The sequence below is a fragment of the Ureibacillus acetophenoni genome (assembly GCF_900220965.1).
GTDB classification, from domain to species: Bacteria; Bacillota; Bacilli; order Bacillales_A; family Planococcaceae; genus Ureibacillus; species Ureibacillus acetophenoni.
Map to the genome: position 1 here is coordinate 65,865 of NZ_OBQC01000009.1, position 26,780 is coordinate 92,644.

The 26,780-nt window shown below is 35.4% G+C and carries 23 protein-coding genes, 1 other RNA gene and 1 riboswitch; of the genes, 17 read left to right on the forward strand and 7 right to left on the reverse strand.

All coding sequences use genetic code 11. From position 1 onward, the window contains the following. Positions 1 to 229: 229 nt before the first annotated feature. The gene (locus tag CRO45_RS12465; protein WP_097149978.1) at positions 230 to 1,627 is read right to left on the reverse strand and encodes a peptide MFS transporter; all 1,398 of its coding nucleotides are present in this window, start codon (positions 1,625 to 1,627) and stop codon (positions 230 to 232) included. 403 nt (positions 1,628 to 2,030) lie between these two features. Here CRO45_RS12465 and ssrS point away from each other — a divergent pair. From ssrS to CRO45_RS12480, 3 genes are all read left to right on the forward strand, one after another. Next, positions 2,031 to 2,221, forward strand: a non-coding RNA gene (ssrS, locus tag CRO45_RS12470) — 6S RNA. 130 nt (positions 2,222 to 2,351) lie between these two features. Further along, positions 2,352 to 2,993, forward strand: coding sequence for a sporulation membrane protein YtaF (gene ytaF / locus CRO45_RS12475; protein ID WP_097149979.1), 642 nt, complete (start codon positions 2,352 to 2,354; stop codon positions 2,991 to 2,993). A gap of 346 nt (positions 2,994 to 3,339) precedes the next feature. Continuing rightward, the gene (locus tag CRO45_RS12480) at positions 3,340 to 5,895 is read left to right on the forward strand and encodes a cation-translocating P-type ATPase (RefSeq protein ID WP_235864592.1); all 2,556 of its coding nucleotides are present in this window, start codon (positions 3,340 to 3,342) and stop codon (positions 5,893 to 5,895) included. Between the two features lie 70 nt (positions 5,896 to 5,965). On the opposite strand, the gene CRO45_RS12485 is transcribed toward CRO45_RS12480, so the two are convergent. After that, on the reverse strand, positions 5,966 to 6,541 hold the full coding sequence (locus tag CRO45_RS12485) for a GNAT family N-acetyltransferase (protein ID WP_097149981.1): 576 nt from the start codon (positions 6,539 to 6,541) through the stop codon (positions 5,966 to 5,968). 379 nt (positions 6,542 to 6,920) lie between these two features. Here CRO45_RS12485 and CRO45_RS12490 point away from each other — a divergent pair, with 379 nt between their 5' ends. Continuing rightward, positions 6,921 to 7,685 carry a metallophosphoesterase gene (locus tag CRO45_RS12490; protein WP_097149982.1) on the forward strand — a complete coding sequence of 255 codons (765 nt, stop codon included), beginning with the start codon at positions 6,921 to 6,923 and terminating at the stop codon, positions 7,683 to 7,685. A gap of 45 nt (positions 7,686 to 7,730) precedes the next feature. On the opposite strand, the gene CRO45_RS12495 is transcribed toward CRO45_RS12490, so the two are convergent. Both CRO45_RS12495 and CRO45_RS12500 read right to left on the reverse strand, forming a co-directional pair. After that, positions 7,731 to 8,840 carry a hypothetical protein gene (locus CRO45_RS12495; RefSeq protein WP_097149983.1) on the reverse strand — a complete coding sequence of 370 codons (1,110 nt, stop codon included), beginning with the start codon at positions 8,838 to 8,840 and terminating at the stop codon, positions 7,731 to 7,733. A 14-nt stretch (positions 8,841 to 8,854) separates the two neighbouring features. Further along, positions 8,855 to 10,180, reverse strand: coding sequence for an SPFH domain-containing protein (locus CRO45_RS12500; protein WP_097149984.1), 1,326 nt, complete (start codon positions 10,178 to 10,180; stop codon positions 8,855 to 8,857). Between the two features lie 511 nt (positions 10,181 to 10,691). Here CRO45_RS12500 and CRO45_RS12505 point away from each other — a divergent pair. Both CRO45_RS12505 and CRO45_RS12510 read left to right on the forward strand, forming a co-directional pair. After that, positions 10,692 to 11,405: a hypothetical protein gene (locus CRO45_RS12505; RefSeq protein WP_097149985.1), complete on the forward strand. Its 714-nt coding sequence runs from the start codon at positions 10,692 to 10,694 to the stop codon at positions 11,403 to 11,405. A 109-nt stretch (positions 11,406 to 11,514) separates the two neighbouring features. Next, complete coding sequence (locus tag CRO45_RS12510) at positions 11,515 to 12,402, forward strand: 5'-3' exonuclease (protein ID WP_097149986.1); 888 nt, start codon at positions 11,515 to 11,517, stop codon at positions 12,400 to 12,402. 734 nt (positions 12,403 to 13,136) lie between these two features. Here the strand turns inward: CRO45_RS12510 and CRO45_RS12515 are convergent. Continuing rightward, the gene (locus tag CRO45_RS12515; RefSeq protein WP_097149987.1) at positions 13,137 to 13,649 is read right to left on the reverse strand and encodes a C39 family peptidase; all 513 of its coding nucleotides are present in this window, start codon (positions 13,647 to 13,649) and stop codon (positions 13,137 to 13,139) included. Between the two features lie 70 nt (positions 13,650 to 13,719). On the opposite strand from CRO45_RS12515, the gene CRO45_RS12520 reads away from it, so the two are divergent. Continuing rightward, a complete protein-coding gene (locus tag CRO45_RS12520; protein ID WP_097149988.1) occupies positions 13,720 to 14,415 on the forward strand; it encodes a YjjG family noncanonical pyrimidine nucleotidase in 696 nt (231 codons plus the stop codon). Positions 14,416 to 14,843: 428 nt separating this feature from the next. Here the strand turns inward: CRO45_RS12520 and CRO45_RS12525 are convergent, their stop codons facing one another. Continuing rightward, positions 14,844 to 15,047 (reverse strand): 2-hydroxymuconate tautomerase family protein, encoded by a 204-nt coding sequence (locus CRO45_RS12525; RefSeq protein ID WP_097149989.1) that lies wholly within the window; start codon positions 15,045 to 15,047, stop codon positions 14,844 to 14,846. Between the two features lie 137 nt (positions 15,048 to 15,184). After that, positions 15,185 to 15,499, reverse strand: a complete 315-nt coding sequence (locus tag CRO45_RS12530; RefSeq protein WP_097149990.1) for a thioredoxin family protein — start codon at positions 15,497 to 15,499, stop codon at positions 15,185 to 15,187. Positions 15,500 to 15,835: 336 nt separating this feature from the next. On the opposite strand from CRO45_RS12530, the gene CRO45_RS12535 reads away from it, so the two are divergent. The 10 genes from CRO45_RS12535 (at position 15,836) to CRO45_RS12580 (ending at position 26,737) form a co-directional block, all read left to right on the forward strand. After that, positions 15,836 to 18,220 carry a 3-hydroxyacyl-CoA dehydrogenase/enoyl-CoA hydratase family protein gene (locus tag CRO45_RS12535; protein ID WP_097149991.1) on the forward strand — a complete coding sequence of 795 codons (2,385 nt, stop codon included), beginning with the start codon at positions 15,836 to 15,838 and terminating at the stop codon, positions 18,218 to 18,220. 68 nt (positions 18,221 to 18,288) lie between these two features. Further along, the gene (locus tag CRO45_RS12540) at positions 18,289 to 19,461 is read left to right on the forward strand and encodes an acetyl-CoA C-acetyltransferase (RefSeq protein WP_097149992.1); all 1,173 of its coding nucleotides are present in this window, start codon (positions 18,289 to 18,291) and stop codon (positions 19,459 to 19,461) included. Between the two features lie 213 nt (positions 19,462 to 19,674). Further along, on the forward strand, positions 19,675 to 21,456 hold the full coding sequence (locus tag CRO45_RS12545) for an acyl-CoA dehydrogenase family protein (protein WP_097149993.1): 1,782 nt from the start codon (positions 19,675 to 19,677) through the stop codon (positions 21,454 to 21,456). Positions 21,457 to 21,552: 96 nt separating this feature from the next. Further along, positions 21,553 to 21,909 (forward strand): arsenate reductase family protein, encoded by a 357-nt coding sequence (locus CRO45_RS12550; RefSeq protein WP_097149994.1) that lies wholly within the window; start codon positions 21,553 to 21,555, stop codon positions 21,907 to 21,909. 318 nt (positions 21,910 to 22,227) lie between these two features. Continuing rightward, on the forward strand, positions 22,228 to 22,608 hold the full coding sequence (gene gcvH, locus CRO45_RS12555) for a glycine cleavage system protein GcvH (RefSeq protein WP_097149995.1): 381 nt from the start codon (positions 22,228 to 22,230) through the stop codon (positions 22,606 to 22,608). 322 nt (positions 22,609 to 22,930) lie between these two features. After that, on the forward strand, positions 22,931 to 23,272 hold the full coding sequence (locus tag CRO45_RS12560; RefSeq protein ID WP_097149996.1) for a toprim domain-containing protein: 342 nt from the start codon (positions 22,931 to 22,933) through the stop codon (positions 23,270 to 23,272). Between the two features lie 128 nt (positions 23,273 to 23,400). Then, positions 23,401 to 23,703 (forward strand): thioredoxin family protein, encoded by a 303-nt coding sequence (locus CRO45_RS12565; protein WP_097149997.1) that lies wholly within the window; start codon positions 23,401 to 23,403, stop codon positions 23,701 to 23,703. A 63-nt stretch (positions 23,704 to 23,766) separates the two neighbouring features. Then, positions 23,767 to 23,871, forward strand: a riboswitch (SAM riboswitch). A gap of 231 nt (positions 23,872 to 24,102) precedes the next feature. Then, positions 24,103 to 25,128 carry a methionine ABC transporter ATP-binding protein gene (locus CRO45_RS12570; RefSeq protein WP_097149998.1) on the forward strand — a complete coding sequence of 342 codons (1,026 nt, stop codon included), beginning with the start codon at positions 24,103 to 24,105 and terminating at the stop codon, positions 25,126 to 25,128. Beyond that, positions 25,121 to 25,789 carry a methionine ABC transporter permease gene (locus tag CRO45_RS12575; protein WP_097149999.1) on the forward strand — a complete coding sequence of 223 codons (669 nt, stop codon included), beginning with the start codon at positions 25,121 to 25,123 and terminating at the stop codon, positions 25,787 to 25,789. The genes CRO45_RS12570 and CRO45_RS12575 overlap by 8 nt, the downstream gene beginning before the upstream one ends. A gap of 66 nt (positions 25,790 to 25,855) precedes the next feature. Next, positions 25,856 to 26,737: a MetQ/NlpA family ABC transporter substrate-binding protein gene (locus tag CRO45_RS12580; protein ID WP_097150000.1), complete on the forward strand. Its 882-nt coding sequence runs from the start codon at positions 25,856 to 25,858 to the stop codon at positions 26,735 to 26,737. Positions 26,738 to 26,780: the final 43 nt, after the last annotated feature.

Here is a 26,780-nt window from a genome sequence, read left to right on the forward strand (position 1 = left end):
GATGCTCAATAAGGCATAAAAGTTGCTCATATATTCCGCGTACTAAACCAAAACTCGCTTAAATCATATTCCTAAAAATTTTAATCCCCTTATAGTTTGCTTAATTCTTCAAATTCTATTTCTGTCCCCCAATAATTCTTTTATGTGAAAGAACCATCTGCCATCTCAAAATAAATAAGGCCGACCAGTTTAATCTGGTTGACCTTAATTGGTAACTATGAATTATTAACTAACTCTTTTCCATTGTCTTTTCATCGTCCCCAAGCATTTTCATAAGCTTTTTAGAAAGTGCAATAAGGATGAAGCCAAGTACGATTACAGCAGCACCAATGACTGCAAATACTTCAAAGTATCCTAAACTTGAAGTGAATGCACCTAACTGACCAGCAACGATGTTAGCTACGAACGAGCTTGCCATCCAAACGGCCATTAGTAAAGAAGCGAATTTAACAGGCGCATACTTACTTACAAATGATAAACCAACAGGTGATAAGAATAACTCACCGACTGTATGGAAGAAATAAGTAAACACAATAAACATAATATTTGCTTTCATTGCAATGTTATTTTCATCACTACCTGTTTGCATAATAGCAAATAGTAATACGATAAATCCAACACCTAACAGAATCATCCCGATCCCCATTTTCACTGGAACTGGAAGATCCCCACGTTTTGAATTTGATAATTTAACCCAAAGCATAGAAACGAGTGGAGCTAAAAGGATGATAAATAATGGGTTAACAGACTGGAACCAAGATGTTGGAATTTCCCAACCAAAAATTGTACGGTCAATAAATTTGTCCGTATAAATACTTAGGGCACCACCAGCTTGTTCAAACCCTGCCCAGAAGAACACAACAAATGCAGCTAAAATGAAAATAACTTTTGTTCGGTTTTTCTCTTTCTTCGTTAACTTTTGTTTTTCTTGAACACCTGTAGTTGAAACTTTAGGTTTACCTACTGTTTTTTTACCAATATCACCTAAGAAACGGTTACCTAGAGCATTAAACAAGATTTGTCCTATGATCATACCGATTGCAGAGGCAAGGAAACCATATTTATAACCATATTCAATAACGCCGTTAACATCTACTGCAAACCATTTATCTGTAATGGCACCAATTAGTAACGGAGCGAAGAATGCACCAGTATTGATACCCATATAGAAAATCGTAAACGCAGCATCGCGGCGTTTATCATTTGGTCCGTATAATTCACCGACGATTGTAGAGATATTTGGTTTGAAGAATCCATTACCAATAATAAGTAATCCTAAACCAATGTAAACAGCGGTAAAACTTTGATGACTAAATAGTACAATATTCCCTAATGCCATCGTAATACCACCGATAGTGATCGCCAATCGTTGTCCTAAGAATCTATCAGAAAGATAACCACCTATTAACGGGGTAAAATAAACTGCTCCGGTAAAGAATCCGTATAACATAAGAGCCGTTCCTTCGTCCATTCCTAAACCACCACTTATTAATGATTTAGTTAAGTAAAGGATTAAAATTGCTCTCATTCCATAATAACTAAAGCGCTCCCACATTTCCGTCATGAATAACAGATATAATCCAGGAGGGTGTTTCTTCGTTTGTTGATCTAAAGTTGTACTATTCATTGAAATCCCTCTAACTATTTTAAGTTATATTAGCATAACAATAGTAATGGAATTTAAAATAAATAGTCAATGAATATATAAAAGAATCATTCTTATGAAAACTATTAATCTTTGTTATTTTCTATGAATTCTCGCTTCATTATTGATTGAAAGGGTTTTATTTTCTCAATAATTAAGGAAGATAACCAACATGACCAGATATTTCTATATCAATATTATGGAACTCTTAGTTAGTTATGTTTTTATTAAATCACCATCAAATTTTATTGTTCGATATTATATTAATATATTTATTTGCGCGATAAATTTGGACGTTGAATCCAACATTTCCATCAATAGTTTGTTGACAATTTTTTTAAAAAATACTTACTTGCACATAGAAATAGAATCTCGTAATATAACATTAAAGCTGCGTTGTACGTACGAATATTAAGTTTTAACCTTTAAGCTGTAAAAGGGAGTTTTAGATCGAAGATGGATTGGCGGGCATCACCCAATACGCGTGATGATATACAGGAAATCTTTTGCGAACACCCACTTGGAGGAGTGGTGGTTTAAAACTTTCTATAATAATTACGGCAAAGCGGCTTTCCTACATAGTAGATACAAAGCACTCTGAAATCATTCAGGGTGCTTTTTTTTGTATTTTGCAGTTTAAATTAAATGTCATTATGTAACCCTCGTTCATAACATATGGAGGGAACTCGTTTGAAAGGAGTAAATAATGAGTGATTTAATTGCGATGTTTCTTTTAGGATTTGCAGTAAGTCTCGATAGTTTTACTGTAGGTTTAACTTATGGAATGCGTAAAATTAGAATTCCAATGAAATCATTAATTATTATTTCATCATGTACCTTTATCTTATTGTTATTAGCAATGGGATTCGGTTCGTTTATTGAATTATTTATTTCCTACGAAGCTGGGGAAACTATTGGTGGGATCATCCTTATAGGAATTGGGATATGGGTTCTTTATCAATTTTTCACATCACAAATTGAAAAACCTACTAATGAAAATAAAAAAGATGTCAAAATCATTGAAATTGAATTTAGATCAATATCTGTTGTAATAAAAATATTAAAACGGCCGATGGAAGCTGATTTTGATCAATCTGGGGTTATTAGTGGGAAAGAAGCGCTTTTTTTAGGGCTTGCTTTATCATTAGATTCTTTCGGTGCAGGAATTGGTGCCGCATTAATTGACTTGCCACCCATCTTATTTTCAATTGTTATAACTGTTTCTAGTACTTTATTTGTAATAGCTGGCATTAATATTGGGAGAATATTTAGAAATGTTCACTGGATGAAAAGTCTAACATTTTTACCGGGGATCGTTTTAATATTAATCGGTTTAATTAAGATTTAACATACAAATCAAGGACGTTAATCAACTTATAGGATTAACGTTTTTTGATGGGAAAATGAGAGTTCTATACCAGTAATCCCTCCCAACTTCATATCTACTATTCCCTCTACGATATGAAATAGAATTTATATATTTTAAATGTGAATTTAATATTAAATTAAATCTAGTTTTTAAAAATTATCATCATTTAATTAGTATATTTCTCAGATTTCAACCATAAATTTCATTATATTGAATGATCATCTTGTGATATAGCTTCATCGCTTAAAGTAAATATCTTTCAATAGAACAGGAGGGGTAGTAATTGAATGCAACAGAATATTACCGAGAATCTGTACAAGAGGTTATGAAAGAATTGGATGTAACTGACCATGGATTAACAGATTATGAGGTTCGAATGAGGCATAAAAAGTACGGATATAACGAATTAAAAGAAGGAAAACAGAAAAATGCAGTCCAAATATTTTTAGAGCAGTTCAATGACTTTTTAGTCATCATATTGATTGTAGCGGCTATTATATCAATGTTTCTTGGAGATATAGATAGCTCGATCGTTATTTTAGTCGTCATTACCTTAAATGCTGTTCTAGGTACAGTTCAACATATTAAAGCGGAAAAATCTTTAAATAGTTTAAAAGAATTAGCAGCACCAATCTCAAAAGTATTAAGAGAAGGACGAGTCGTTGAAATTCCGTCAAAAGAGGTTGTTGTTGGAGATATTCTTATATTAGAGGCCGGGGATTTTATTAGTGCGGATGGTCGAGTGACTGAAAGCTACAATCTACAAATTAACGAAAGTTCACTTACGGGCGAATCACTGGCGATTCATAAAATGGTAAGTTCCATTCAGGAAGAAGAATTAGCACTTGGTGACCGAAAAAATATGGTGTTTTCAGGTAGTTTTGTTACAAATGGTCGTGGACAAGCTATCGTTACATCTATTGGTATGAATACTGAAATTGGTAAAATTGCTAGTTTACTAGATAGTGCGAAAGAGAAAAAAACACCTCTTCAAGTGAGTCTTGAACAGTTTGGAAAACGACTTGCAATTGGGATTATTATCCTTTGTATTATCATATTTGCACTGGACATAATTCGCGGTCGTGAGCTAATTGATTCGTTTATGTTTGCGGTGTCTTTAGCTGTAGCAGCGATTCCAGAAGCATTAAGTTCCATTGTAACGATTGTTCTAGCCTTTGGAACACAAAATATGGCGAAAGAAAATGCCATTATGCGTAAATTACATGCAGTTGAAAGTTTAGGTAGTGTTTCAATTATCTGTTCAGATAAAACAGGAACGCTCACTCAAAATAAAATGACGGTTCAGAAAGTACTTTTAGGTGAAGAAATTCTGTCATATGATCAGTTAAAACTAAACAAGGGGCTTCATCGAAAATTTGTGGATATGGCTTTATTATGTAATGATGCAATCATTGCAGATGGTAAACAAATAGGAGACCCGACCGAATTAGCCCTTGTAAATTTAGGGCATGAATATCAATTGAATGAGCAAATTGTGCGCGGACTTCATAGTCGAGTAGGTGAAATACCATTTGATTCAACACGAAAATTAATGAGTACTGTTAATAAAATGGGCAATCACTACGTCATGATTACAAAAGGTGCGATAGATGTACTTTTACCTCACATTAGCAAAATTGAAACACCTAATGGTAGCCAAGCAATTAGAAAACAACATATTGATAAGATCCAAGAAGCAACTTATAGTTTTTCAAATGAAGGACTCCGAGTTTTAGCCATTGCTTATAAAGAAGTATCTTCATCAAAAATAAGTGTACATGACGAAAATAATTTTACCTTTGTTGGGTTGGTTGCAATGATGGACCCACCTCGCGAGGAATCTGCTCAAGCAGTGGCGGATTGTATAGATGCGGGCATTAAACCTGTCATGATTACAGGTGATCATAAAATTACTGCCACAGCGATCGCAAAACAAATTGGTATTTTAAAAGATCCATCTGAAGCAATAGAAGGTAAAGAAATAGAAAAATTATCAGATAAAGAATTACGAGATAAAGTTGAAAACATTTCTGTGTATGCTCGTGTATCGCCAGAACATAAAATTCGGATTGTTAAGGCTTGGCAGGAAAAAGGTCATGTTGTTGCAATGACGGGTGACGGGGTAAATGATGCACCAGCTTTAAAACAATCAGATATTGGTGTAGCAATGGGGAAAACAGGAACAGAAGTAGCAAAAGATGCTTCCTCAATGATCTTAACCGATGATAATTTCTTAACGATTGTAAGAGCAATCTCCAACGGTCGAAGCATTTACGCGAATATTAAAAATTCAATTATGTTCTTATTATCCGGAAATGCAGGAGCAATTTTTGTAGTTCTTTTTGCAACAATATTTGCACTGCCTGTCCCATTCGCACCTGAGCATTTATTGTTTATAAATTTATTGACAGATAGTTTACCAGCGATTGCAATTGGTTTAGAGCGACACAATAGAAAAATCATGAAAGAAAAACCGCGGAATATTCATGAACCGTTGTTAAATAAAAAATTTGTTTCCCAAGTAGCATTCGAGGGGACCGTGATTGGGGTAGTTACCGTTATTGCATTCCAAATCGGATTATCGACCGGTGATCCAGTTGTAGGTACTACAATGGCTTTTGCAACGCTATGTTTATCGAGATTATTCCATGGATTTAACTGTCGTTCAGAACAATCTATTTTTAAAATTGGTATTTTCTCAAACTTAACTGTTTGGATCGCCTTCTTAATCGGTTTTACACTGTTAAACTTAGTACTCATTACAGGATTGTTTGAATCAGCAGTGTTAAACCATTTACAATTATTAACGGTTTATGGGTTAGCGATCATACCATTAATTGTCATTCAACTTGATAAACTATTCTTTAGAAGAAGTGAATAGACGCAGTAAAAGGTCAACCTGGTTTTTCATCAGGCTGACCTTTTACCTTTAAGCAAGTGTTTGATAGAATTTATAACTTTAATAAAACTTTTTCAAATCTTTCCTTCACTTCATTCCACTCTTCGACAATGATACTGTACATAACCGTATGGCGAATGATGCCTTCTTTACGGACCATATGATTACGTAAAATACCTTCTTTTACTGCACCAATTCGCTCAATGGCTTTTTGTGAACGAATATTTTCATGTCCAGTTTTAATTTGAATTCGTTGCATCCCAAAATGTTCGAATCCATATTTCAATAGTAGATACTTACAATTTGTATTTATATTTGTACGCCAAACGCTAGGAGTTAACCATGTTGAGCCAATTTCTAATCGTTTATGTTGTAAAGAAATATCCATATAAGTTGTTGCACCGACTACTTGCCCCGTGCTCTGTTCAATAATGACAAATACATAATCGGTTTTGGCTTCACGTTTTTTAATTCCATCTTGCACGTATTGTATGACACTTTCCTTAGTTAACAGTTCAACAGACATATGCTCCCAAATCATTGAATCAGCAGCTGCTTTAAAAATTCCCTCTATGTGTGAGTGGTTAATCGGTTCCAGTCTTACGATTTCGTTTTGCAAAACTTCCATAAATAGTCCACCTTTTAATAAGATTTGCATTTCATGTTTTAATAATGACAAATATAATAGAAATAATAAATAGTAAATTCAAAATTATCAGATTGAAATAATATATTAGTTAGGAATAGAGAAAAATACTATTTCAATGTAAACCCACTTTGAAGATTTCGAAAAGAATTATTTCTTAAGGGATGAGAGAATTTATTAGTACATCAAATGCATTTGGATTATTATAAATGAGGAAGATTGGTGTCTTTCTTTTTTCTGAATTTGCCCGCATTTAACATATTATTTGTATTATAATAGTTAATACAGAATATATTAGAAGAGGGTATTAAATTTATATATGTTCAGTTTAATCTATTAACTATTTTGGGATGTGTGTTACATGGAGAAAGTTTTTGTCATAGGAGATATTCATGGGAACTATGAATTACTAGAAAACATTTTAACCAAATGGAATTCTGAAGATGAACAGCTTGTGTTCCTTGGTGATTATATCGATCGTGGGCCAGATAGTTTGAAAGTGTTAAGAAAAGTGATGGATTTAACTAAAAATCATGGAGCTATCGCTCTTAGTGGTAATCACGAACAAATCTTTCTGTATTGGCTTAACAGTCCTGAAAAAACTTCCGAATTTTACTTCCACGAAAAAGTCGGTGGTATTGAAATGATACATAGTTTGTACCCAGATTTGAAGGAAAATATAATACTTAGTAATGTGAATGTTGTAGAGCTGGCATCGAAGGTTAAAGGTGAGTTTTCAGCGGAAATTGATTTTATTAAAAATCTAAAAATATATCACCCTTGGAACGAATTTTTATTTGTCCATGCGGGCATTGATGTTCATGTAAAAGATTTCAAGCAGACAAAAGTAGAAAATTTTTATTGGATTCGCGAAGAGTTTCATAAAACTCCTCATTTGGCGAAGGAAATTGTTGTTTTTGGACACACGCCCACAGTAAATTTAAATGAAGACAAAAACAATAACGTTTGGATTTCTCCTTGTCGTAAGAAAATTGGGATTGATGGCGGAGTCATATACGAAAGTGGCCAACTACATGGAATTGTCTTAACGAGAGATTCAAATGAGCATACTGTCTATGCTACAAAAAGAGATGAAGATGTATTTTCATATACGATTAAAATATAAGGCACTTCTAATTTTTTGTAGAAGTGCCTTTTCTTATGGATTTGATTAAATATAACCTTCATTATTAAGATATAAGAAGATTCCAACTGCAATTAACCCAAGTAAGACAGCAAATGCGACTTTAATAGGTGAAATCGGTGATTGCCCACCAACTTTTCCAGTTTGTCCATTGACCATAAACTGATATATTTTTTCTTTATATTTAAATGAAGACAACCATAACGGAAGCATTAAATATTTATATTTTACCTTTGAATGGACCGTTGAAATTTGAAGATTAGCGACTTTATCTGCAAAATGCCGTTGTCTAATATGGCTATCAATTTCACTTCTTAGTCGTGAATGGATTTCTTGTTTTGCCTGTTCCCATCCTTCTTCTAATCCAACACTATACCGCTCTGCAATATATCCATGTAGGAAGTCTTTGTTAAAGGTAAGGGATTGATGAGTCCCAAAAGGCTCTACTTGTTTAAGAATACGATCATTGTAACGTTTGGAAGCACGAACAAGATGGTCGTCTATAAATCTTTCATAGGTTCCGCTCGTATGGTACCAATCTGTTACTGTCCGAGTTTTTCCATCTTTATCAGAAACTGTTCGATTTTTCCCGTATCGAGCTGAGTACTTTGTTCGTGTTTTTGAATCGAATGTCCAATAAGGTAAATAAACACCAGAAAAAGCATCCGCTTTTGCCGATCGTTTTGCTTCGTTAGGAGCGAACCATTTTCTTTTAATCCATTTTCGGAAGTTACTATTTGCCTGTTCTTTTGTAACGGCAAATGGAATGATGCCATTAGGTTCCAATGAGTTTTCAGCAGCAGCTTCCATTACATGGTTGGAGCCACAATAGGGACAAACATTGGCAACTTCAAGGGCATCATATATCATTTCAGCCGCACAGGCATCACATATGACGACCTTCTTTTCTTTTCCCCATTCAAAACTTTTTTGTGCTTCAGCTTGGTGAAAATCTAACTCTTGTGCAAATTGATCTTCTATTGAATCAGGCTGATCAATTTCTTCTTCGTATCCACAAAAGGAACAGTGTAGTTTTCCTGATTCGGGATTGAACTGAATGGAGGCACCACAGGTAGGGCATTTTGCATCATGTTCATCAACTTCTTTTAAATACTCTTCTTGCCGTTCATTGGACATGAGTGCGTGCCTCCTTACTTATGATCATTTTCATTTATGACATCGCCACATTCAGGACAGAATTTAGGTGATAGTGAAGAATCTTGTGGCTCCCAGCCGCATTTATCACATACGATTTTTTTATTCGATGGTTTAGGTGTACCACATTCCATACAAAACTTACCTTTGTTGACCGTTCCACATTGACAAGTCCATGAATCATCAACTGGCTTTTTTGACCCACATTCAGAACAGAAATTTCCTATGTTTTCCTGTCCGCATGAACATTTCCATGTGTTTGCTGAAGGGGGAGTTGAAGTTGGTTGTTGTGAAGCTTGCTGCTGAGTTTGTTGTTCTTGCCCCATTGCGAAAAGATTACCCGCATTTAAGCCACCTGCTTGCTGGGCCATGTTCATACCAGCGAAGCCAACAAATGCGCCGCCTTTATTTTCCGCTGCTTTACGCATTGCATCACTTTGAGCATCAACTAATGTTGCTCCAGCCATTGTCGGATTACGGAAAACAGCACTTCTTTGTAGCTGTTTAATCATGTTTTCATCTTCTTCTGATGCTTTGACAGAGTTAATACCAAAGGATACAATTTCAATTCCTCGAATTTGTCCCCATTTATCTGAAAGAACTTCATTTAACAGTTTTGCCAGTTCTAATGTATGTCCTGGTAATTCACTATAACGAATACCACTTGCAGAAATTTTAGCAAAAGCTGGTTGAAGAGCAGTTAATAGTTCGGAACGAAGCTGTCCTTCAATTGAAGATCGTTTGAATTCATCCTCCACATTTCCAGAAACATTTGTATAGAAAAGAATTGGATCGATAATTTTATATGAATACTCACCATGACAACGAATGGAAATATCAATGTCTAGTCCGATGTTACGATCGATTACTCTAAAAGGAATCGGTGTAGGTGTGCCATATTTGTTTCCAGGGATTTCTTTCTTATTAAAGAAATACACACGTTGATCTTTTCCTGGCTCGCCACCGAATGCAAATCGTTTTCCAAATTCCTCAAAGCTTCTTTTAATGGATTCACTTAAATCGCCATAGAAAATACTTGGCTCTGTTGAAGTATCGTAAACGAACTCACCAGGTTCTGAACAAAACTCAACAATTTTCCCTTGCTCAACGATAATCATACATTGGCCTTCGTTCACAGCAATGATTGATCCGTCTGAGATTATGTTAGTACTTCCTTTTCGATTGGAACTTCGTTTACCAGTACGTTTTTTCCCTTTTGTGATTAAAATGTCAGCAGGTATAGCTTCGCAATAGAAATAATCTCTCCATTGGTCTGCCAGTACACCAGATAGTGCACCAACCCCAGCTTTTAATAATCCCATCCCAGAATCCCTCCAAATAATTATTTTTATCTATTCAGTTAATGTACGTAAAACTCCCCCCTTAAGATTCAATAGATCATAAAGATAGGTGGTAGAAAACGGACACTAACAATCCGATTGGTTGCAGACTAAAAACGCCACGTCCTGTGGCAACGTCTGCATGACCCACATCCTGTGGGCCCCAACTAGCCATCAGATGAATACAGGGATGCCCACCTGATGGAAGTTTCGCTTTATGAAACCATTATACTATTGTTTTTATTGAAATTTTCTAAAGAATGATTAAACCTCTCAAGTTTTTCCAAAAACTATGGTTTTTAAATATGAAGAAGAAGAAAATCTATCAGCTAAGTTCTAAAAATAATTTTTAAGAATATATTTTTATAGAAGATTTTATGTTTATTAATTAGATTTATTGATGTGGAAAGATAATACAATTGTTTTCATTGTAATAATACTATTATTTCCAGGGAAATAAGAACAAGTATCGACATTATAAGGAGGAGATTATATGTTGCAAATTCATAGAAACTTTCTAACAATACCAACGAATGATATTTATTTTGAAAATAAGAAAGGTAAAAGTAGATATAAAGCAAAACTATCTTGGTATACTCATCGATTAAAACCTAGTCGTCGATTAAAGAGTAAACAGACCATTCATGTTAACTTGCAGCAAGAAGAATTAACTCTCATTAATAATCTCCCTAACCAAACGAATGATATTCTATTTGAATATAGTAAAGAAAAGTTTAAAATCGTTTCATTACCAAGTCCCTCCAATGAGCAATTAAGAGATTTTCAACGATTTTTTAATGAACATACAAATGAAGAGAAGTTGAACCGCTCAAAATTTCAATCGTTATTATCTCTCCGCGATCAAAAAGCACTATGTTTAACTAAAATTGAAAATGAAGATAATGAAACTCTATGCTATCGAATCTATGTAGTAGATGGACAAAATGCTCTACTTTTATACGCCTCTAATACGAATATGGAGGAATCAACCCAATCAAACCTAATCCTATGTTGGGAAAATATAAATATGTTCAGGAAGTTAGGGTACTTAATCTATGACTTCGGTGGAATAGATTACGAACAACCAAAACGATTGACCGATTATTTTGGCGGCAGTGAAGTAACGGTATTTTCTGGATATATTGCGAAGTCACCTATTTTGAAAATGATTGCCAAAATAAGTCAATGGAGAGAAGAGAAAATATAGATGGATTTGCTTTTGCCCTTGGACAAATCTATTTCCAAAAGTACACACCTAACTTTAAGTTTCATAATTTGTTATAATAATAGGACTACATGTTAGAAAGGGTTTTATTATGACAAAGAAACCACATTTGTTAGTTGTAGATGGTATGGCATTATTATTCCGATCATTTTTTGCTTCAAGTGCAATGGGGCATTATATACGTTTAGAAGATGGAACACCAACGAATGGAGTACAAGGATTTGCAAGACATGTCTTAACTGCTCAAAGTCTTATGAAGCCAACACATCTTGCCGTTTGTTGGGATATGGGTGCACAAACATTCCGTAATGAATTGTTCGATGGATATAAAGCAAATCGTCCAGCACCACCAGAAGAAATGCTTCCTCAATTTGATATGGCGAAAGAAGTTTCTGAACTAATTGGTTGGAAAAACTTCGGTGTAGAGGGTATGGAAGCAGATGATACAATCGGTTCCATGGTAGAAAAGTGGAAAGATGACGCAGATATAACAATTATTAGTGGAGATAAGGATTTACTGCAACTGTTAAATCCAGCGACAACGATCGCGTTTACAAAAAAAGGATATACAGAATACGATGTATACACGGAAGAGCGCTTTAAAGAGGAATACCAAATCGAACCGCAGCAATTTGCGTTTGTGAAAGCTTTCATGGGCGATTCTAGTGACGGCTATCCTGGCGTTAAAGGGATTGGACCTAAAACGGCATTACAACTAATCCAAAACTTCGGTTCAATAGACGAGGTATTAAATAATTTAGACCAATTAAAACCAGCTCAAAGAACAAAGATTGCCGATAATGTTGACATGTTAAAACTTTCTTATCAATTAGCAACAATTGAAACAGGCATGCAAATTGACGCTAGTTTAGAAGATTTGGAGTTAGAAGATTATTCAACAGAGCGTTTTGAAGAACTGGAACAAAGAGGCTTTAGATTAATCGTAAAACACGCAAAATCATTATATTCGTTTGCATAAAAATATAGGGTGTTTTGATAGATTTGGGCTATCAAAACACCCTTTTTGTTATTTAGGTATGCCGTTCTATGTGTCCAATTACTTATTGGTGAAGTAGCGAAGGTAACATAGATCGTCTCTATGTTACCATTTATTTGAAAATGAAGTGGGAAAGGTAACGTATGAGGCTTCTATGTGACTGTTTATCTGGAAATAAAGTAAAAAAAGGTAACATAGGCGACTTCTATATGACCAATCACTCGAAAATGAAGTAGTAAAGGTAACAAAGGTGGCTTCAATATAACTGTTGATTTGAAAAAGAAGCAGAAAAGGGAACATAGACCGCTTTTATGAGACATTCAACTACAGAATGGAATAAACTGTCCCGAAAAGGGTTTTTATGAGACACTTCAACCACAGAAATGGAGTAAACTGTCCCGTAGAGGGCTTTTATGAGACACTTCAACCACAGAAATGGAGTAAACTGTCCCGTAGAGGGCTTTTATGAGACACTTCAACCACAGAAATAGATTAAACTGTCCCGTAGAGGGCTTTTATGAGACACTTCAACCACAGAAATGGAGTAAACTGTCCCGTAGAGGGCTTTTATGAGACACTTCAACCACAGAAATAGAGTAAACTGTCCCGTAGCGGGCTTCTACGGGACATCTCAACCACAAAAAGGAACAAACTGTCCCAGATGCCGCTTCTATGAGACTTCCTCCAACAGTTTATATTGAAATTGTCTCATAGACTCAAGCATCAACTTCCTCAATTTTCACATACGATAACACCTTGTAATTATCCGCATAGCGCACTTTACGGATTTGACTGTCTCGATTTTTCCAGCCATTATCATGTAATATTAAATACAACTCATTATTTTTTATTTCATAGCCTATTAAGGGAACCCAATGATATTTAAAATTGGACTTGTATTTCCATTGAAAAGTAAAATATCGGTCAAACTTCATCGCTACAGGTCTTCCTTGATCTAGCTGTTCCAATGCTTCATTTAATGAACAGCGTGATACTTTCCAATTGGAACCTAATAGTTTACGCAAGTTTTTAATCAGTCTCCATCGAAATAATCCGATCTTTGTACCACCGAGTTTTTTATATAATTCGTTAATAGAAAAATTTAAATTGCCATTAAGATAGTTTAAAATAACATATATCGTCGTTGGACCACATGCTGAATTTTGATAATTTGGGTGTATCGATTTGTCATATTGGGAACAACCCGTTACATTAAGCTGTACGCTCATTAACATCACCTAATCAATATGATTTAGACCACGATTATAACATACAAATAGCAAGTTCGGAGGAACCACATTGAAACATTATCAAACACTACTATTCGATCTTGATGATACATTGCTTGATTTTGGTAAGGCGGAAAATCAAGCTCTAGAAAAATTATTTATGGAGTTAAACATTCCATTAGATGAGAACATGAAAGAAACTTATAAAATGTTCAACACTGGACTATGGATAGCGCATGAAGAAGGGAAAATTGGACGCGATGAACTAGTTAATACTAGGTTTGCCATCTTTTTTGATCACTACGGTAAAAAAGTAGACGGAGTCGAATATGAAACAAAGTATCGCAGCTATTTAGATGAAGGACATCAATTAATTGATGGAGCGATGGAATTAATTCAAGCACTTCATCAAAAATATGACTTATACATCGTAACAAATGGAGTCATTACAACTCAGGAGAAGCGACTAAAAGATTCAGGACTCGCACAATATTTTCGTCACGTCTTTGTTTCGGAAGAAGTAGGTTATCAAAAACCGAGGATTGAGTTTTTTGAGTATGTTTTCAATCATCTGGGCAATGTTGATTTGGACAAAACTTTGATCATAGGGGACTCATTAACCTCTGATATTCAAGGTGGAGCAAATGCGGGAATTGATAGTTGTTGGTTCAATCCGCATAGAAAAATTAACAACACTGGTGTTCAGCCGACTTATGAAATTAAAATGTTGGAAGAATTGCAGTTAATGCTAAATAATAAAAAATGATGATAATACCAATTACAAGGGTCTCTTTAATGGACAAAACGGATGGAAAAGGCACGTGAAATGTCCATTATGAGGGCTTTAATAGACAAAACGAGTGGAAATTATGTTCAAATTGTTCATTATAAAGGGTTTAATGGACAAAACGGATGGAAAAGGCACGTGAAATGTCCATTATGAGGGCTTTAATAGACAAAACGAGTGGAAATTATATTCAAATTGTTCATTATAGAGGGTTTAATGGACAAAAGGGAAGGGAGAAGCAGGCGAAATGTCCATTATAAGGATAATAATGGACAATACGACCTAAAAATTTGGCCAAACTGTCCATTATCACCAAAATCCGAAGCTACTTAAGTAAATTTAAGTTAAAAAGTCGGTTTGGATAACTAAAAGTTCTCCAACCGACTATTTTTATTTTTTTTTCAAGCCTATTTCCCAGCTTTTCTTCTCTCAGTTACTGTTTCACCAGCAATTCCCCAGTTATCCGTTTCTACTTCATCGATTACGACAACAGTTGTAGCGGGATTCTTTCCTAAAACATCTACTAACAATTGAGTAGCTCCTGCAATAAGCTGAGCTTTCTTTTCAGGTGTGACATTTTCATTGGTAATTTTAATGTTTACGTATGGCATTTGTAATTAACCCCTTTCCTATAATTAGTATAATTGTAAACTATCAACATAACTACTTGCATCCTCTAATTTAACAATAGAAAAAAGCTACCTTCCCAATTCCACGAGGGAAACAGGAAGGTAGCTCCAAAATCCAATTATTGTGCTTGTAAAAATCCAATAACATCTTCTGGAGATTTTGCGTTAGCACTGTGTAAGTGAGCTAATTTTTCTCCATTTTTGTAGATTAATAAACTTGGGATCCCCATAACTTGATATTTTTCAGCTAGTTCTGGGAATTCATCGCGATTGATTTCGTGCCAGTTATATTGACTGTATTCCTCAATAATTGGGTCAATAAACATGTTCATACGTGTGCAATCTGGGCACCAACCAGCATAAAATTTAACGATTACTGGTTGATCTGAATTAATAAGTTCATTAAATTGTTCAACAGAAGTAATTTCTTTCATTTTCTTCACGCTCCTTATTTGTAGTGTACATGGATTCGGTAATTCCGAAAAGAAATTTGCCTAGACCTAAACCAGACTTAGTAGAGCTATGAAATAAACTAATTTCTATTATTCTTTTAAATTTTTAGAAAATTGCAAGAAAATGATTGATAAAACTGACAAAATATTCTACACTAAGAAGAGAAAAGATGTGTTTTTAAGCGGACGTACATAAAGTAATCAATAAATCCGCTGAAGAAAGAGGCCAGAGCAATCTCTTTCTAAACAACAGCTTTTATTTTTTACACAAAAAATGAATGAGTATTCATTCAAAGGGTGACGAAAGGGGATGTACTCGTGACTTACAAAATTCAAAAAGCGGCCGTACTTGGCTCAGGGGTAATGGGTTCTGGTATTGCAGCTCATTTAGCGAATATTGGAATTCCTACATTATTATTAGACATTGTTCCAAAAGAATTATCGAAAGAAGAGGAAGCAAAAGAATTAACAACAGATAGCCCTGCATTCCGAAATCGCTTTACGCTATCTGCGCTTCAAAAATTACAAAAACAAAAACCAGCTCCTTTAACATCAAAGAAAAGTCTCGACTTATTAACAATCGGGAACTTAGAAGATGACCTAGATAAGTTAAAAGATGTTGATTGGATCATTGAAGTTGTCGTGGAAAACCTTGAAGTGAAAAAGAGCTTATTTGAACGTGTTGATGCAGTTCGTAAAGAGGGAACAATCATCAGTTCCAACACATCAGGTATTAGTGTCAATGCGATGGCAGAAGGACGTTCCGAAGATTTCAAAAAACATTTTTTAGGTACACATTTCTTTAATCCACCAAGATATTTAAAACTATTAGAAATTATCCCGACAGAACATACAGATCCAGCAGTTGTTCAATTTGTAAAAATATTTGCGGAAGATACGCTTGGAAAAGGTGTGGTTATCGGGAAAGACACACCGAACTTTGTTGCAAACCGAATTGGGACGTATGGTTTATTAGTAACTTTACGTGAAATGATTGAACGAGGGTTTACAGTTGGGGAAGTAGATTCAGTTACTGGTCCTTTAATTGGCCGTCCGAAATCTGCGACATTCAGAACGCTAGATGTTGTTGGTTTAGATACATTTTTACACGTTGCAAAAACTGTTTATGATCAAACGACAGGAGAAGAACAAAAAGTATTTGATGTCCCTGAAGTAATGAAGAAGATGGTTGAAAACGGCTGGCTTGGTGCAAAGTCAGGGCAAGGATTCTTTGTTAAACGTGATAAAGAAATCTATGAAATTGATATTGATACTCTAGAGTATGTTCCAGTAAAAAAATTGAAAACACCATCGATTGAAATGGCAAAGCAAACTAAAGGCTTATCAAATAAAGTGAAAACACTTGTCTATGCAAAGGACCGTACAGGTGAATTATTGTGGAATATCTTTGCGCCAACTTTAATTTACTCAGCAGAACTAAATGGAGTCATTGCTGATAATATCGTAGAAATCGATAACGCACTAAAATGGGGCTTTGGCTGGTCACAAGGACCATTTGAAATGTGGGATGCAATTGGCGTGAAACAATCAGTTGAGCGTATGGAACAAGAAGGCCGTGAAGTACCTTCATTTGTAAAAGAGATGCTTTCAAAAGGCATTGAATCATTCTATACAGAAATCGATGGCGATGTAGCATTCTACAACGGTTCTGAGTATGAAAAAGTACCTGTGAATGAAAAAGTTATAGACCTTAAACGCTATAAGAAAAAGCACGGGGTTATTAAATCAAATTCTGGTGCTAGTTTAATAGATTTAGGTGATGGAATTGCATTACTTGAATTCCATTCAAAATCAAATGCTATCGGTCTTGATATCGTTCAAATGATTAACTACGCAATTGATGAAGTTGAAGCGAATTACAAAGGTCTCGTCATCGGAAACCAAGGTAAAAACTTCTGTGTAGGTGCAAACCTTGGAATGATCCTAATGGAAGCACAAGATGATAACATTTTCGAATTAGACTTTGTCATTCGTTCATTCCAAAAAGCAATGCGTAAAATTAAATACAGTAAAAAGCCAGTAGTTGCTGCTCCATTTGGCATGACACTTGGTGGTGGTGCAGAGGTTTGTTTACCAGCTACTCACATTCAAGCATCAGCTGAAACGTACATGGGTCTAGTAGAAGTTGGTGTTGGCCTAATCCCTGGTGGAGGCGGTAACATTGCACTGTATGAGAAATTCCTTAAAGGATTACCAAATGGTGTAGAAATTGACTACCAAGCAATCGCGACAAAAGTATTTGAAACAATTGCTATGGCTAAAGTGTCTACTTCCGGTGAAGAAGCGAGAGATAATAATTTCTTAAGCTTTGCAGATGGAATTTCTGTGAATCCAGATCATTTACTTTATGATGCTAAACAAGCAGCATTAGCTATTTATGAAGCTGGTTATGTTCCTTCGGTTCCTAAAAAGGTGAAAGTGGTAGGTGCGCCTGGTTATGCAACTTTATTACTTGGAGCGCAAGGTATGTACCAATCTGGATACATCAGTGACCACGACTTAAAAATTGCGAAAAAACTAGCATACGTTATTGCTGGTGGGTTAGTACCATATGGAACAGAAGTAACCGAAGATTACCTTTTAAATCTTGAAAGAGAAGCATTTTTACAGCTTGTTGCAGATCCAAAGTCACAAGCGAGAATGCAACATATGCTTGTGAAGGGTAAGCCACTTCGCAACTAAATCTACGAAACTCGAAATAAAGAATCATATATTCAGTACAAGGAAATGGTGAAGGGGGATACAAACTTATGCGCGAAGCCGTTATCGTAGCCGGTGCACGAACGCCAATCGGTAAAGCAAAAAAAGGCTCACTTGCAAATATGCGTCCGGATGATTTTGGTGCACTTGTCGTTAAGGAAACGTTGAATAGAGCAGGATATGAAGGTCCAATTGATGACCTAATTATGGGTTGTGCAATGCCAGAAGCTGAGCAAGGAATGAACGTTGCTCGAAATATTGGAGCTCTTGCTGGATTACCAGATACAACACCAGCGATTACAATTAATCGTTTCTGTTCATCTGGATTGCAATCGATTGCATATGCTGCAGAACGTATTATGTTAGGCCACTCAACAGCAATTATTGCTGGCGGGGTTGAGTCGATGAGTATGATTCCGATGACAGGAAATACAATTCGTTTAAATCCTAAATTAGCCGAAGAAGCACCACAATACTATATGAGTATGGGGCATACAGCTGAGGAAGTTGCAAACCGTTACGGTGTAAGTCGAGAAGATCAAGATGCGTTTGCTGTACGTTCACACGAACTTGCACTAAAAGCTATCCAAGAAGGGAAATTCAAGGACGAGATCGTTCCAGTTGAAGTTGTTCAACATTATGTAGATGCGAACAACAAACTACAAAAGAAAACCTTTATTTTTGACACTGATGAGGGTGTTCGTCCAGAAACTTCAATGGAAGGTTTAGCGAAATTAAGACCTGCATTCCATGTAAAAGGGTCAGTAACTGCAGGGAACTCTTCTCAAACATCAGATGGTGCTGCAGCGGTATTAGTAATGGATCGTGAAGAAGCGGAAGCACAAGGGTTAACACCAATGGCAAAGTTTTTAGGATTTGCTGTAGGTGGAGTTCCACCAGAAGTGATGGGAATTGGTCCAATTGAAGCTGTACCAAAAGCTTTGAAAATTGCTGGACTATCAAAAGACGATATCGATTTATGGGAGCTAAACGAAGCCTTCGCCTCACAATCAGTTCAAGTAGTGAAATCTCTTGAAATCGATATGGAAAAGGTAAATGTGAATGGTGGAGCTATTGCGTTAGGGCATCCACTTGGAGCAACAGGAGCCGTCCTTACATTAAAACTAATTCATGAGTTAAAACGACAAGGTAAGAAATACGGTGTCGTGACAATGTGTATCGGCGGCGGGATGGGTGCTGCTGGTGTATTTGAAGTACTTTAACTTGCCTAAGCTCACAGTAAAAGCTGGGCGGACAAATTTGCCAAGGCGAATTTGATGAAAAGAGTTAGATCAGCTACTGGTGAACTGCTCACTACTACCGTTGCCTCCGAGCAGTCCACCTAGCTTTTCTATATATAGGTTCTGTGAAAGCCAAGTAAATCGCTAATGTGCCAGGTTCATCCTGGCACACAAACTAAGGGGAGGAAATTTGTTATGGTACAAACAACAAACATTATTAAAGGCGGAAGTTTCTTAATTGAAGATGTTGACGTAAATCGCGTATTTACTCCAGAAGATTTTACTGATGAACATAAAATGATTGCAAAAACTACGGAAGATTTTGTTGCAAACGAAGTATTTCCTTTAGTGGAAAAACTAGAAAATCATGAATTTGAACATTCATTAGAATTAATGGCTAAAGCTGCGGAACTTGGTTTACTTGCTGCAGACGTACCAGAAGAATATGAAGGTTTAGGTTTAGATAAAATATCATCTGCATTAATTGGTGAAAAAATGTCCCTTGCAGGTGGATTCTCTTTAACACACGGAGCTCACGTAGGAATCGGTTCTCTTCCTATTGTATTATTCGGTAATGAAGACCAAAAGAATAAATATTTACCGAAATTAGCAAGTGGTGAAATGATTGCTGCTTATGCATTAACAGAACCAGGTTCAGGATCTGATGCATTAGGTGCTAAAACGGTTGCAAAATTAAATGAAGCTGGAACTCACTATGTACTAAATGGTGAAAAGCAATGGATTACAAATGCTGGTTTTGCCAATGTATTTGTTGTCTATGCAAAAATTGATGGTGAACATTTCACTGCGTTCATCGTAGAGCGTGACTATCCGGGTGTTTCTGTAGGTCCAGAAGAAAAGAAAATGGGGATCAAATCTTCATCAACACGTACATTAATTTTAGAAGATGTTCAAGTTCCAGTAGAAAATCTACTAGGTGAAGTTGGAAGAGGGCATGTTATCGCGTTCAATATTTTAAATATTGGCCGTTATAAACTTGGTGTTGGTACAGTTGGAGGTTCAAAACGAGCTTTAGAACTAGCAATCCAATATACGAACCAACGTCAACAGTTCAAAACTAAACTATCAAGTTTTAACTTAACAAAAGAAAAGCTAGCTACTATGGCAGCTACTTTATATGCTTCTGAATCATTAAATTATCGTACAGTAGGTTATTACGATGAAGTAATGAATAATCTTGGCACAGAAGGACAAAAAGATCCAAAAGCAATTGCAAAAGCAGTGGCAGAATATGCGATTGAATGTTCTATTGCTAAAGTATTTGGTTCAGAAACATTAGATTATATTGCTGATGAAGCGGTTCAATTACACGGTGGTTATGGCTTCATGTCAGAATACGAAGTAGAGCGCATCTATCGCGATTCTCGTATTAACCGTATTTTCGAAGGTACAAACGAAATTAACCGTTTAATCGTTCCTGGAACATTCATGAAGAAAGCATTAAAAGGTGAATTACCACTTCTGAAAGTAGCTCAAGATCTTCAAGAAGAATTGTTAATGATGATGCCTGAAGAGATTGGAGAGGAAGCTTTAGCTCAAGAAAAATACCTTGTAAAAAATGCGAAGAAAATCGGTATTTTAGCAGCAGGTATTGCAGCACAAAGATTTGGTGCAAAATTAGAGCAAGAACAAGAAATTCTTGTAAATATTGCAAATATTGCAAACCAAATCTTTGCAATGGAATCTGTTGTACTTCGAACTGCAAAAGCAATCGAACGTGATGGTTTAGAAAAATCGAAACAAAAAATCCTTTATACAGAAATCTTCTGTCAAGAAGCCTTTGCTGAAATTGAAAAAGAAGCGAAAGAAACAATTTTAGCATCAGCTGATGGAGATAACGCTCGAATCATGTTATCCGCATTACGTAAATTAGGAAGATTTAATCCATACAATATTATTCCTAAAAAACGTGAAGCTTCTGAAAAGTTAATCGAAGCTGAAAAATATGTTGTATAATTAATTAAAATGAAGGTACCCTTTTATTACTTTAAAGGGTGCCTTTTCATTTGTTATACTAAAGATATTATTTTTCAAAATTAGGAGGTAATACATATGATAGTTCAATTTATACACTATCCAAGATGTACAACATGTAAAAAAGCACAAAAATGGCTAGAAGAAAATGGAATAAATTACGAAGCAATTCATATTGTGGAACAAACACCTTCAAAAGAAAAGCTGGAGACGTTGTGGAAAAATAGTGGATTGCCTTTAAAAAAATTCTTTAACACGTCAGGTCAAAAGTATAAAAGTTTAGGGTTAAAGGACAAATTAAGTGCGATGTCGGAATCTGAACAATTAGAACTTTTAGCTTCTGACGGTATGTTAATTAAGCGACCTATTGTAACAGATGGTAATAAAGTGACACTTGGCTTTAAAGAAACAGAATTTGAAGATGTATGGAATTAACTGATTAAATAAATTAGTTTCACAATTCAGTGTTTTTAAACAGAAACACGAACATTAGGGAAAAATGTTGTGGTATCATTCGTGTTATTATAAGGGGGATGTTTTTTCGTAGGGGCGACTTTAAACTCTTCTTCTATAATTTCTGCGTATTCACAAGTCTTGCGCTATTCCTGATGGTTGACTGTCTTCATTACAATCTGAAATAATGTTCGCCTTTCTCGAATAATCTATTGATGAAATTAGTTTCTGTACCTTGTTTTTATGTTGGAAATATGGCACACTTAAGTTGAAAATACTACATATCGTTGGAGGGGTATTATGAGCACACCAAAAGACTTACGTTACTCAAAAGAACATGAATGGGTTAAAGTAGAAGATGGAAAAGCACGTATCGGAATTACACATTTTGCACAATCAGAATTAGGCGACATCGTATTCGTTGAATTACCACAAGTTGGCGATGAAATTCAATTAAACGAACCTTTTGGTAGTGTAGAATCTGTTAAAACTGTATCAGAACTTTATGCGCCGGTTTCAGGTAAAGTTGTGGAAGTAAACTCAGAACTTGAAGATAGCCCTGAATTAGTAAATGAATCTTCATACGATCAAGCATGGATGGTTGTTGTAGAATTAAACAATGCTTCTGAAGTGGACGAATTACTAACTCCAGAACAATACGAAGAACTAATCGAAGAATAATAAGTAAAACGCCAGGGTTAATGAACTGGCGTTTTTTTAAAATACTAATATAATATATTACCGTTTCTAAATCTGATCATCTATTTTATCCTGGTGTACCCGTTCGTATAACCCCACCTCAAGATTCAATAGCTGGAGTTAACGAACGCAAACACGACGATTTAGTTGCAAGTTAAAACACCACGTTTTGCCTCAACGCCTGCATGACCCATGTCCTGTGGGCCTCAACTAACCATCAGAAGGAAAAGTGATCCCTACAGATGGAAGTTTCACTCTATTTCCTAGCATTGCATAGGTACTTACAATTCGTGAGGTGAGCAATATGACAGTTGAAAAGTGTATTATCGTTGAAGGTCGATCGGATATGTTAAAATTAGCCCCTATTATTTCAGAAGATGTACAAATCGTTTGCACAAATGGGACAATTAGCGAGGATGCGTTACTCGAATTAATAGAACCTTATGAGGAATGTAAATTATATACATTCTTTGATGCAGATAAATCTGGCGAAAAACTAAGAAATCTTACAAAAAGAATTTACTCAGAGGCGGTTCATTTATTAATTCCAAAAACGTATTTGGAGGTAGCTAACGCACCGAGCAAAGTATTAGCTCAAAGGTTACGAGAAGCAAGATTCTCAGTGCATAAACGATATTTAATATAAAATAAAAAATCCTCTAGGTATAAGTATAAATAAGTGTGGGTGACTCAAAATTCCTTTATAGCGAGTTTTGGTCACCCTTTCGTAATTTTGTTATGATATATAAAAAGATTTAGTTTAGGATGAGTGCGATGGAAGAATGGAATCGACAACTATGGGAAAAGAAATGTGAAGAAAATGAAGTAACAGCGTTTTACTTATATACACCTATGTGTGGTACTTGTGCAGTGGCCTCTAAAATGATGGGAGTCGTTGAACAAGTGATATCTGATGTGCCAATTGGACAAGCAAACTTAAACTTTTTAGAAGACTTAGCAATGGACCTGAAAATCGAAAGTGTCCCTTGTCTTCTGATTAGCCGTCATGGAAAAATTGAAGAGAAAATTTATGCCTTTGAATCTGTGCAAAATATCTATGAAAAGTTGAAAAAATAGATTGACGGATAAATGTATCCATGATAAAGTAACATTCATAATAAAACAAAATATAATAACTAGCTCTTATAGAGAGAGGCGGAGGGAAGTGCCCTATGAAGCCCGGCAACCATCATAAATGTGAAAAGGTGCCAAATCACTCAAAGTACTTACTTTGAAAGATAAGAGAAGGCAAATAGATTTTACTGTGTAAATTATCCCTTCTACTTATCAAAGTGGAAGGGTTTTTATATTTTATAGAAAGTATTAAATGATGTTCAAAAAGTGAACATCATGAGGAAGTCGATATTGTTAATTATTAGTAAGCCAATAAGAATTATGGAAGATTAAGAGAATGATTACAATTAATTAACAAAGGTAACCTTATAGGTAGCCTATCTAATTAAAGGAGTTTATCTCATGATTGAGTTACAAAATATTTCAAAACTATATAACACGAAAAATGGTGAAATTACTGCTGTTAATGACGTAAGTCTTACCATTCACCAAGGTGAAATCTTTGGGATTATTGGATACAGTGGCGCAGGTAAAAGTACGATGATTCGACTGTTAAATGGTTTGGAAAAGCCATCTAGCGGTAAAGTGCTTGTCAATGGACAAGAGATTTCATCAATCTCGGGTGGAAAACTTAGAGCTGCACGCCGAAAAATCAGCATGATCTTCCAACATTTTAATCTTTTATGGTCAAGAACCGTAGAAGAAAACATTGCGTTTCCACTAGAAATTGCAGGTGTGAAGAAGGAAGAACGCGCAAAAAAGGTTAAAGAATTAATCGACCTTGTTGGTTTAACTGGTAGAGAAAAATCTTATCCTTCCCAACTATCTGGGGGACAAAAACAACGTGTAGGTATTGCACGAGCACTCGCAAACAATCCAGAAGTATTACTTTGCGATGAAGCAACAAGTGCCCTTGATCCAGAAACTACAGATCAAATTTTAGATTTATTACTTGATATTAATAAGCGACTTGGCTTAACGATTGTTCTTATTACTCATGAAATGCACGTGATTAGAAAGATTTGTCATCGTGTTGCAGTAATGGAAGCAGGAAGTGTTGTGGAACAAGGTGAAGTACTTCGAGTGTTCCAAAATCCACAAGCACCTATTACAAAGAAATTTGTGATGCAAGTATCAGGATCTAAAGAATCAAAAGATTCCATCGAGCAAATATTAAAAGCATATCCGACTGGAACAATCGTCAAACTTTCTTTTGTTGGTAATAAATCAGAGCAACCAATTATCGCTCAGCTTATTAAAGAGTTTAATGTGGATGTAAATATCGTTCACGGAAATATATCTCAAACAGCTAATGGACCATATGGAACACTTATCGTTCAAATTGATGGTGACAAGCAAAATATTGAGAATGCATTGAGACATCTAGATTCACTTGAAATACAAGCGGAGGTGATTGAACTTGATTAATCAATTATTTCCGAATGTAAAATGGGACAAAATGTGGGATGCTACATACGAAACAATCTATATGACAGGAATATCAACAATTGCGACGTTTGTTTTAGGTTTGGCCATTGGGATTTTGTTGTTTTTAACAAGTCCACATCAACTTTGGGCTAACAAATTATCGAACTTCATCATTGGAGCATTTGTCAATGTATTCCGTTCAATCCCATTTATAATCCTAATTATTTTGCTTATTCCATTTACGAAGTTTTTACTTGGAACAATTCGTGGAACGAACGCGGCATTACCAGCTTTAATTATTGGAGCAGCGCCATTCTATGCACGAATGGTACTGATTGCACTTCGAGAAATCGATAAAGGTGTAATCGAAGCTGCTAAATCAATGGGTGCTAAAACATCGACAATTATTTGGAAGGTTTTAATTCCAGAATCTATGCCAGCATTACTTTCAGGGATCACTGTTACAGCTGTTGCCCTTGTTGGTTATACAGCAATGGCAGGTACGATTGGTGCAGGTGGTTTAGGTAACTTAGCATTTATTGACGGGTTCCAACGTAGTCGTGATGACGTAACGTTAATGGCGACGATTATAATATTAGTCATCGTATTTATCATTCAATTTATTGGAGATTTCATCACATCTAAGATTGACAAGAGATAAGAAACTGGTGTCCATGGCATGAGCCATTCACATAAAAAACAACAAGTATGAAGGAGAATAAATAAAATGAAAAAACTATTATCATTTTTAGTTTTATCTTTAATGGTTATTATTTTAGCAGCTTGTGGTGCTTCTGAAGAATCAAAAACAGAAGATACAAATGCTAATGAAGGAACAGAAAACACTGAAACGGAAAACACAGAAACTACTGAGCCAACGAAATTAGTTGTAGGTGCTTCAAACGGTTTACACGATTTAATTTTAGAACAAGCTCAACCACTTTTAGCTGAAGAAGGTATTGAGTTAGAAATCGTACCTTACCAAGATTATGTGTTACCAAACGAACATTTAGAGTCTGGTGACTTAGATGCTAACTATTTCCAACACATTCCTTACTTAGAAGATGAAATTGCACAAAAAGGTTATGACTTTGTAAATGCTGGTGGAATTCACGTTGAGCCAATCGGTATTTATTCTCAAGAATATGCTTCTTTAGATGAATTACCAGATGGTGCAACAATTATTATTTCAAACTCTGTAACTGACCAAGGTCGTATTTTATCTTTACTAGAAGTTGAAGGATTAATTAAACTAGATCCAGATGTTGAAAAAACTATTGCAACAATCGATGATATCGTAGAAAATCCAAAAAATTTAGTAATTGATAACAGTTCAGCTCCTGAAATGTTAGTTACTTATTATGAAGAAGGCGAAGGAGATGCAGTTGTTATCAACTCTAACTTCGCAATCGATGCTGGTATTAACCCACTTGAAGATTCAATCGCAATTGAAGGTTCTGAATCTAAATACGTTAACGTAATTGCTGTACGCGCTGAAGACAAAGATAACGCTGCAATTAAAAAATTAGTTGAAGTGCTACGTACAAAAGAAATTCAAGATTTCATCGTTAACGAGTGGAAAGGTGCAGTAGTTCCTGTATCTGAATAATATATAATAGAAGAAACTCTTGGTAATTTTACCAAGAGTTTCT

Bases quoted from the DNA above. Each gene is read 5' to 3' on its own strand.
- CRO45_RS12530 (WP_097149990.1), bottom strand. From the start codon at position 15,499: ATGAAAGAAATTACTTCTGTTGAACAATTTAATGAACTTATTAATTCA.
- CRO45_RS12490 (WP_097149982.1), top strand. From the start codon at position 6,921: ATGGAGAAAGTTTTTGTCATAGGAGATATTCATGGGAACTATGAATTA.
- ytaF (WP_097149979.1), top strand. From the start codon at position 2,352: ATGAGTGATTTAATTGCGATGTTTCTTTTAGGATTTGCAGTAAGTCTC.
- CRO45_RS12565 (WP_097149997.1), top strand. From the start codon at position 23,401: ATGGAAGAATGGAATCGACAACTATGGGAAAAGAAATGTGAAGAAAAT.
- CRO45_RS12510 (WP_097149986.1), top strand. From the start codon at position 11,515: ATGACAAAGAAACCACATTTGTTAGTTGTAGATGGTATGGCATTATTA.
- CRO45_RS12525 (WP_097149989.1), bottom strand. From the start codon at position 15,047: ATGCCATACGTAAACATTAAAATTACCAATGAAAATGTCACACCTGAA.
- CRO45_RS12540 (WP_097149992.1), top strand. From the start codon at position 18,289: ATGCGCGAAGCCGTTATCGTAGCCGGTGCACGAACGCCAATCGGTAAA.
- CRO45_RS12550 (WP_097149994.1), top strand. From the start codon at position 21,553: ATGATAGTTCAATTTATACACTATCCAAGATGTACAACATGTAAAAAA.
- CRO45_RS12570 (WP_097149998.1), top strand. From the start codon at position 24,103: ATGATTGAGTTACAAAATATTTCAAAACTATATAACACGAAAAATGGT.
- gcvH (WP_097149995.1), top strand. From the start codon at position 22,228: ATGAGCACACCAAAAGACTTACGTTACTCAAAAGAACATGAATGGGTT.
- CRO45_RS12580 (WP_097150000.1), top strand. From the start codon at position 25,856: ATGAAAAAACTATTATCATTTTTAGTTTTATCTTTAATGGTTATTATT.
- CRO45_RS12480 (WP_235864592.1), top strand. From the start codon at position 3,340: ATGAAAGAATTGGATGTAACTGACCATGGATTAACAGATTATGAGGTT.
- CRO45_RS12505 (WP_097149985.1), top strand. From the start codon at position 10,692: ATGTTGCAAATTCATAGAAACTTTCTAACAATACCAACGAATGATATT.
- CRO45_RS12495 (WP_097149983.1), bottom strand. From the start codon at position 8,840: ATGTCCAATGAACGGCAAGAAGAGTATTTAAAAGAAGTTGATGAACAT.
- CRO45_RS12560 (WP_097149996.1), top strand. From the start codon at position 22,931: ATGACAGTTGAAAAGTGTATTATCGTTGAAGGTCGATCGGATATGTTA.
- CRO45_RS12545 (WP_097149993.1), top strand. From the start codon at position 19,675: ATGGTACAAACAACAAACATTATTAAAGGCGGAAGTTTCTTAATTGAA.
- CRO45_RS12515 (WP_097149987.1), bottom strand. From the start codon at position 13,649: ATGAGCGTACAGCTTAATGTAACGGGTTGTTCCCAATATGACAAATCG.
- CRO45_RS12465 (WP_097149978.1), bottom strand. From the start codon at position 1,627: ATGAATAGTACAACTTTAGATCAACAAACGAAGAAACACCCTCCTGGA.
- CRO45_RS12485 (WP_097149981.1), bottom strand. From the start codon at position 6,541: ATGGAAGTTTTGCAAAACGAAATCGTAAGACTGGAACCGATTAACCAC.
- CRO45_RS12500 (WP_097149984.1), bottom strand. From the start codon at position 10,180: ATGGGATTATTAAAAGCTGGGGTTGGTGCACTATCTGGTGTACTGGCA.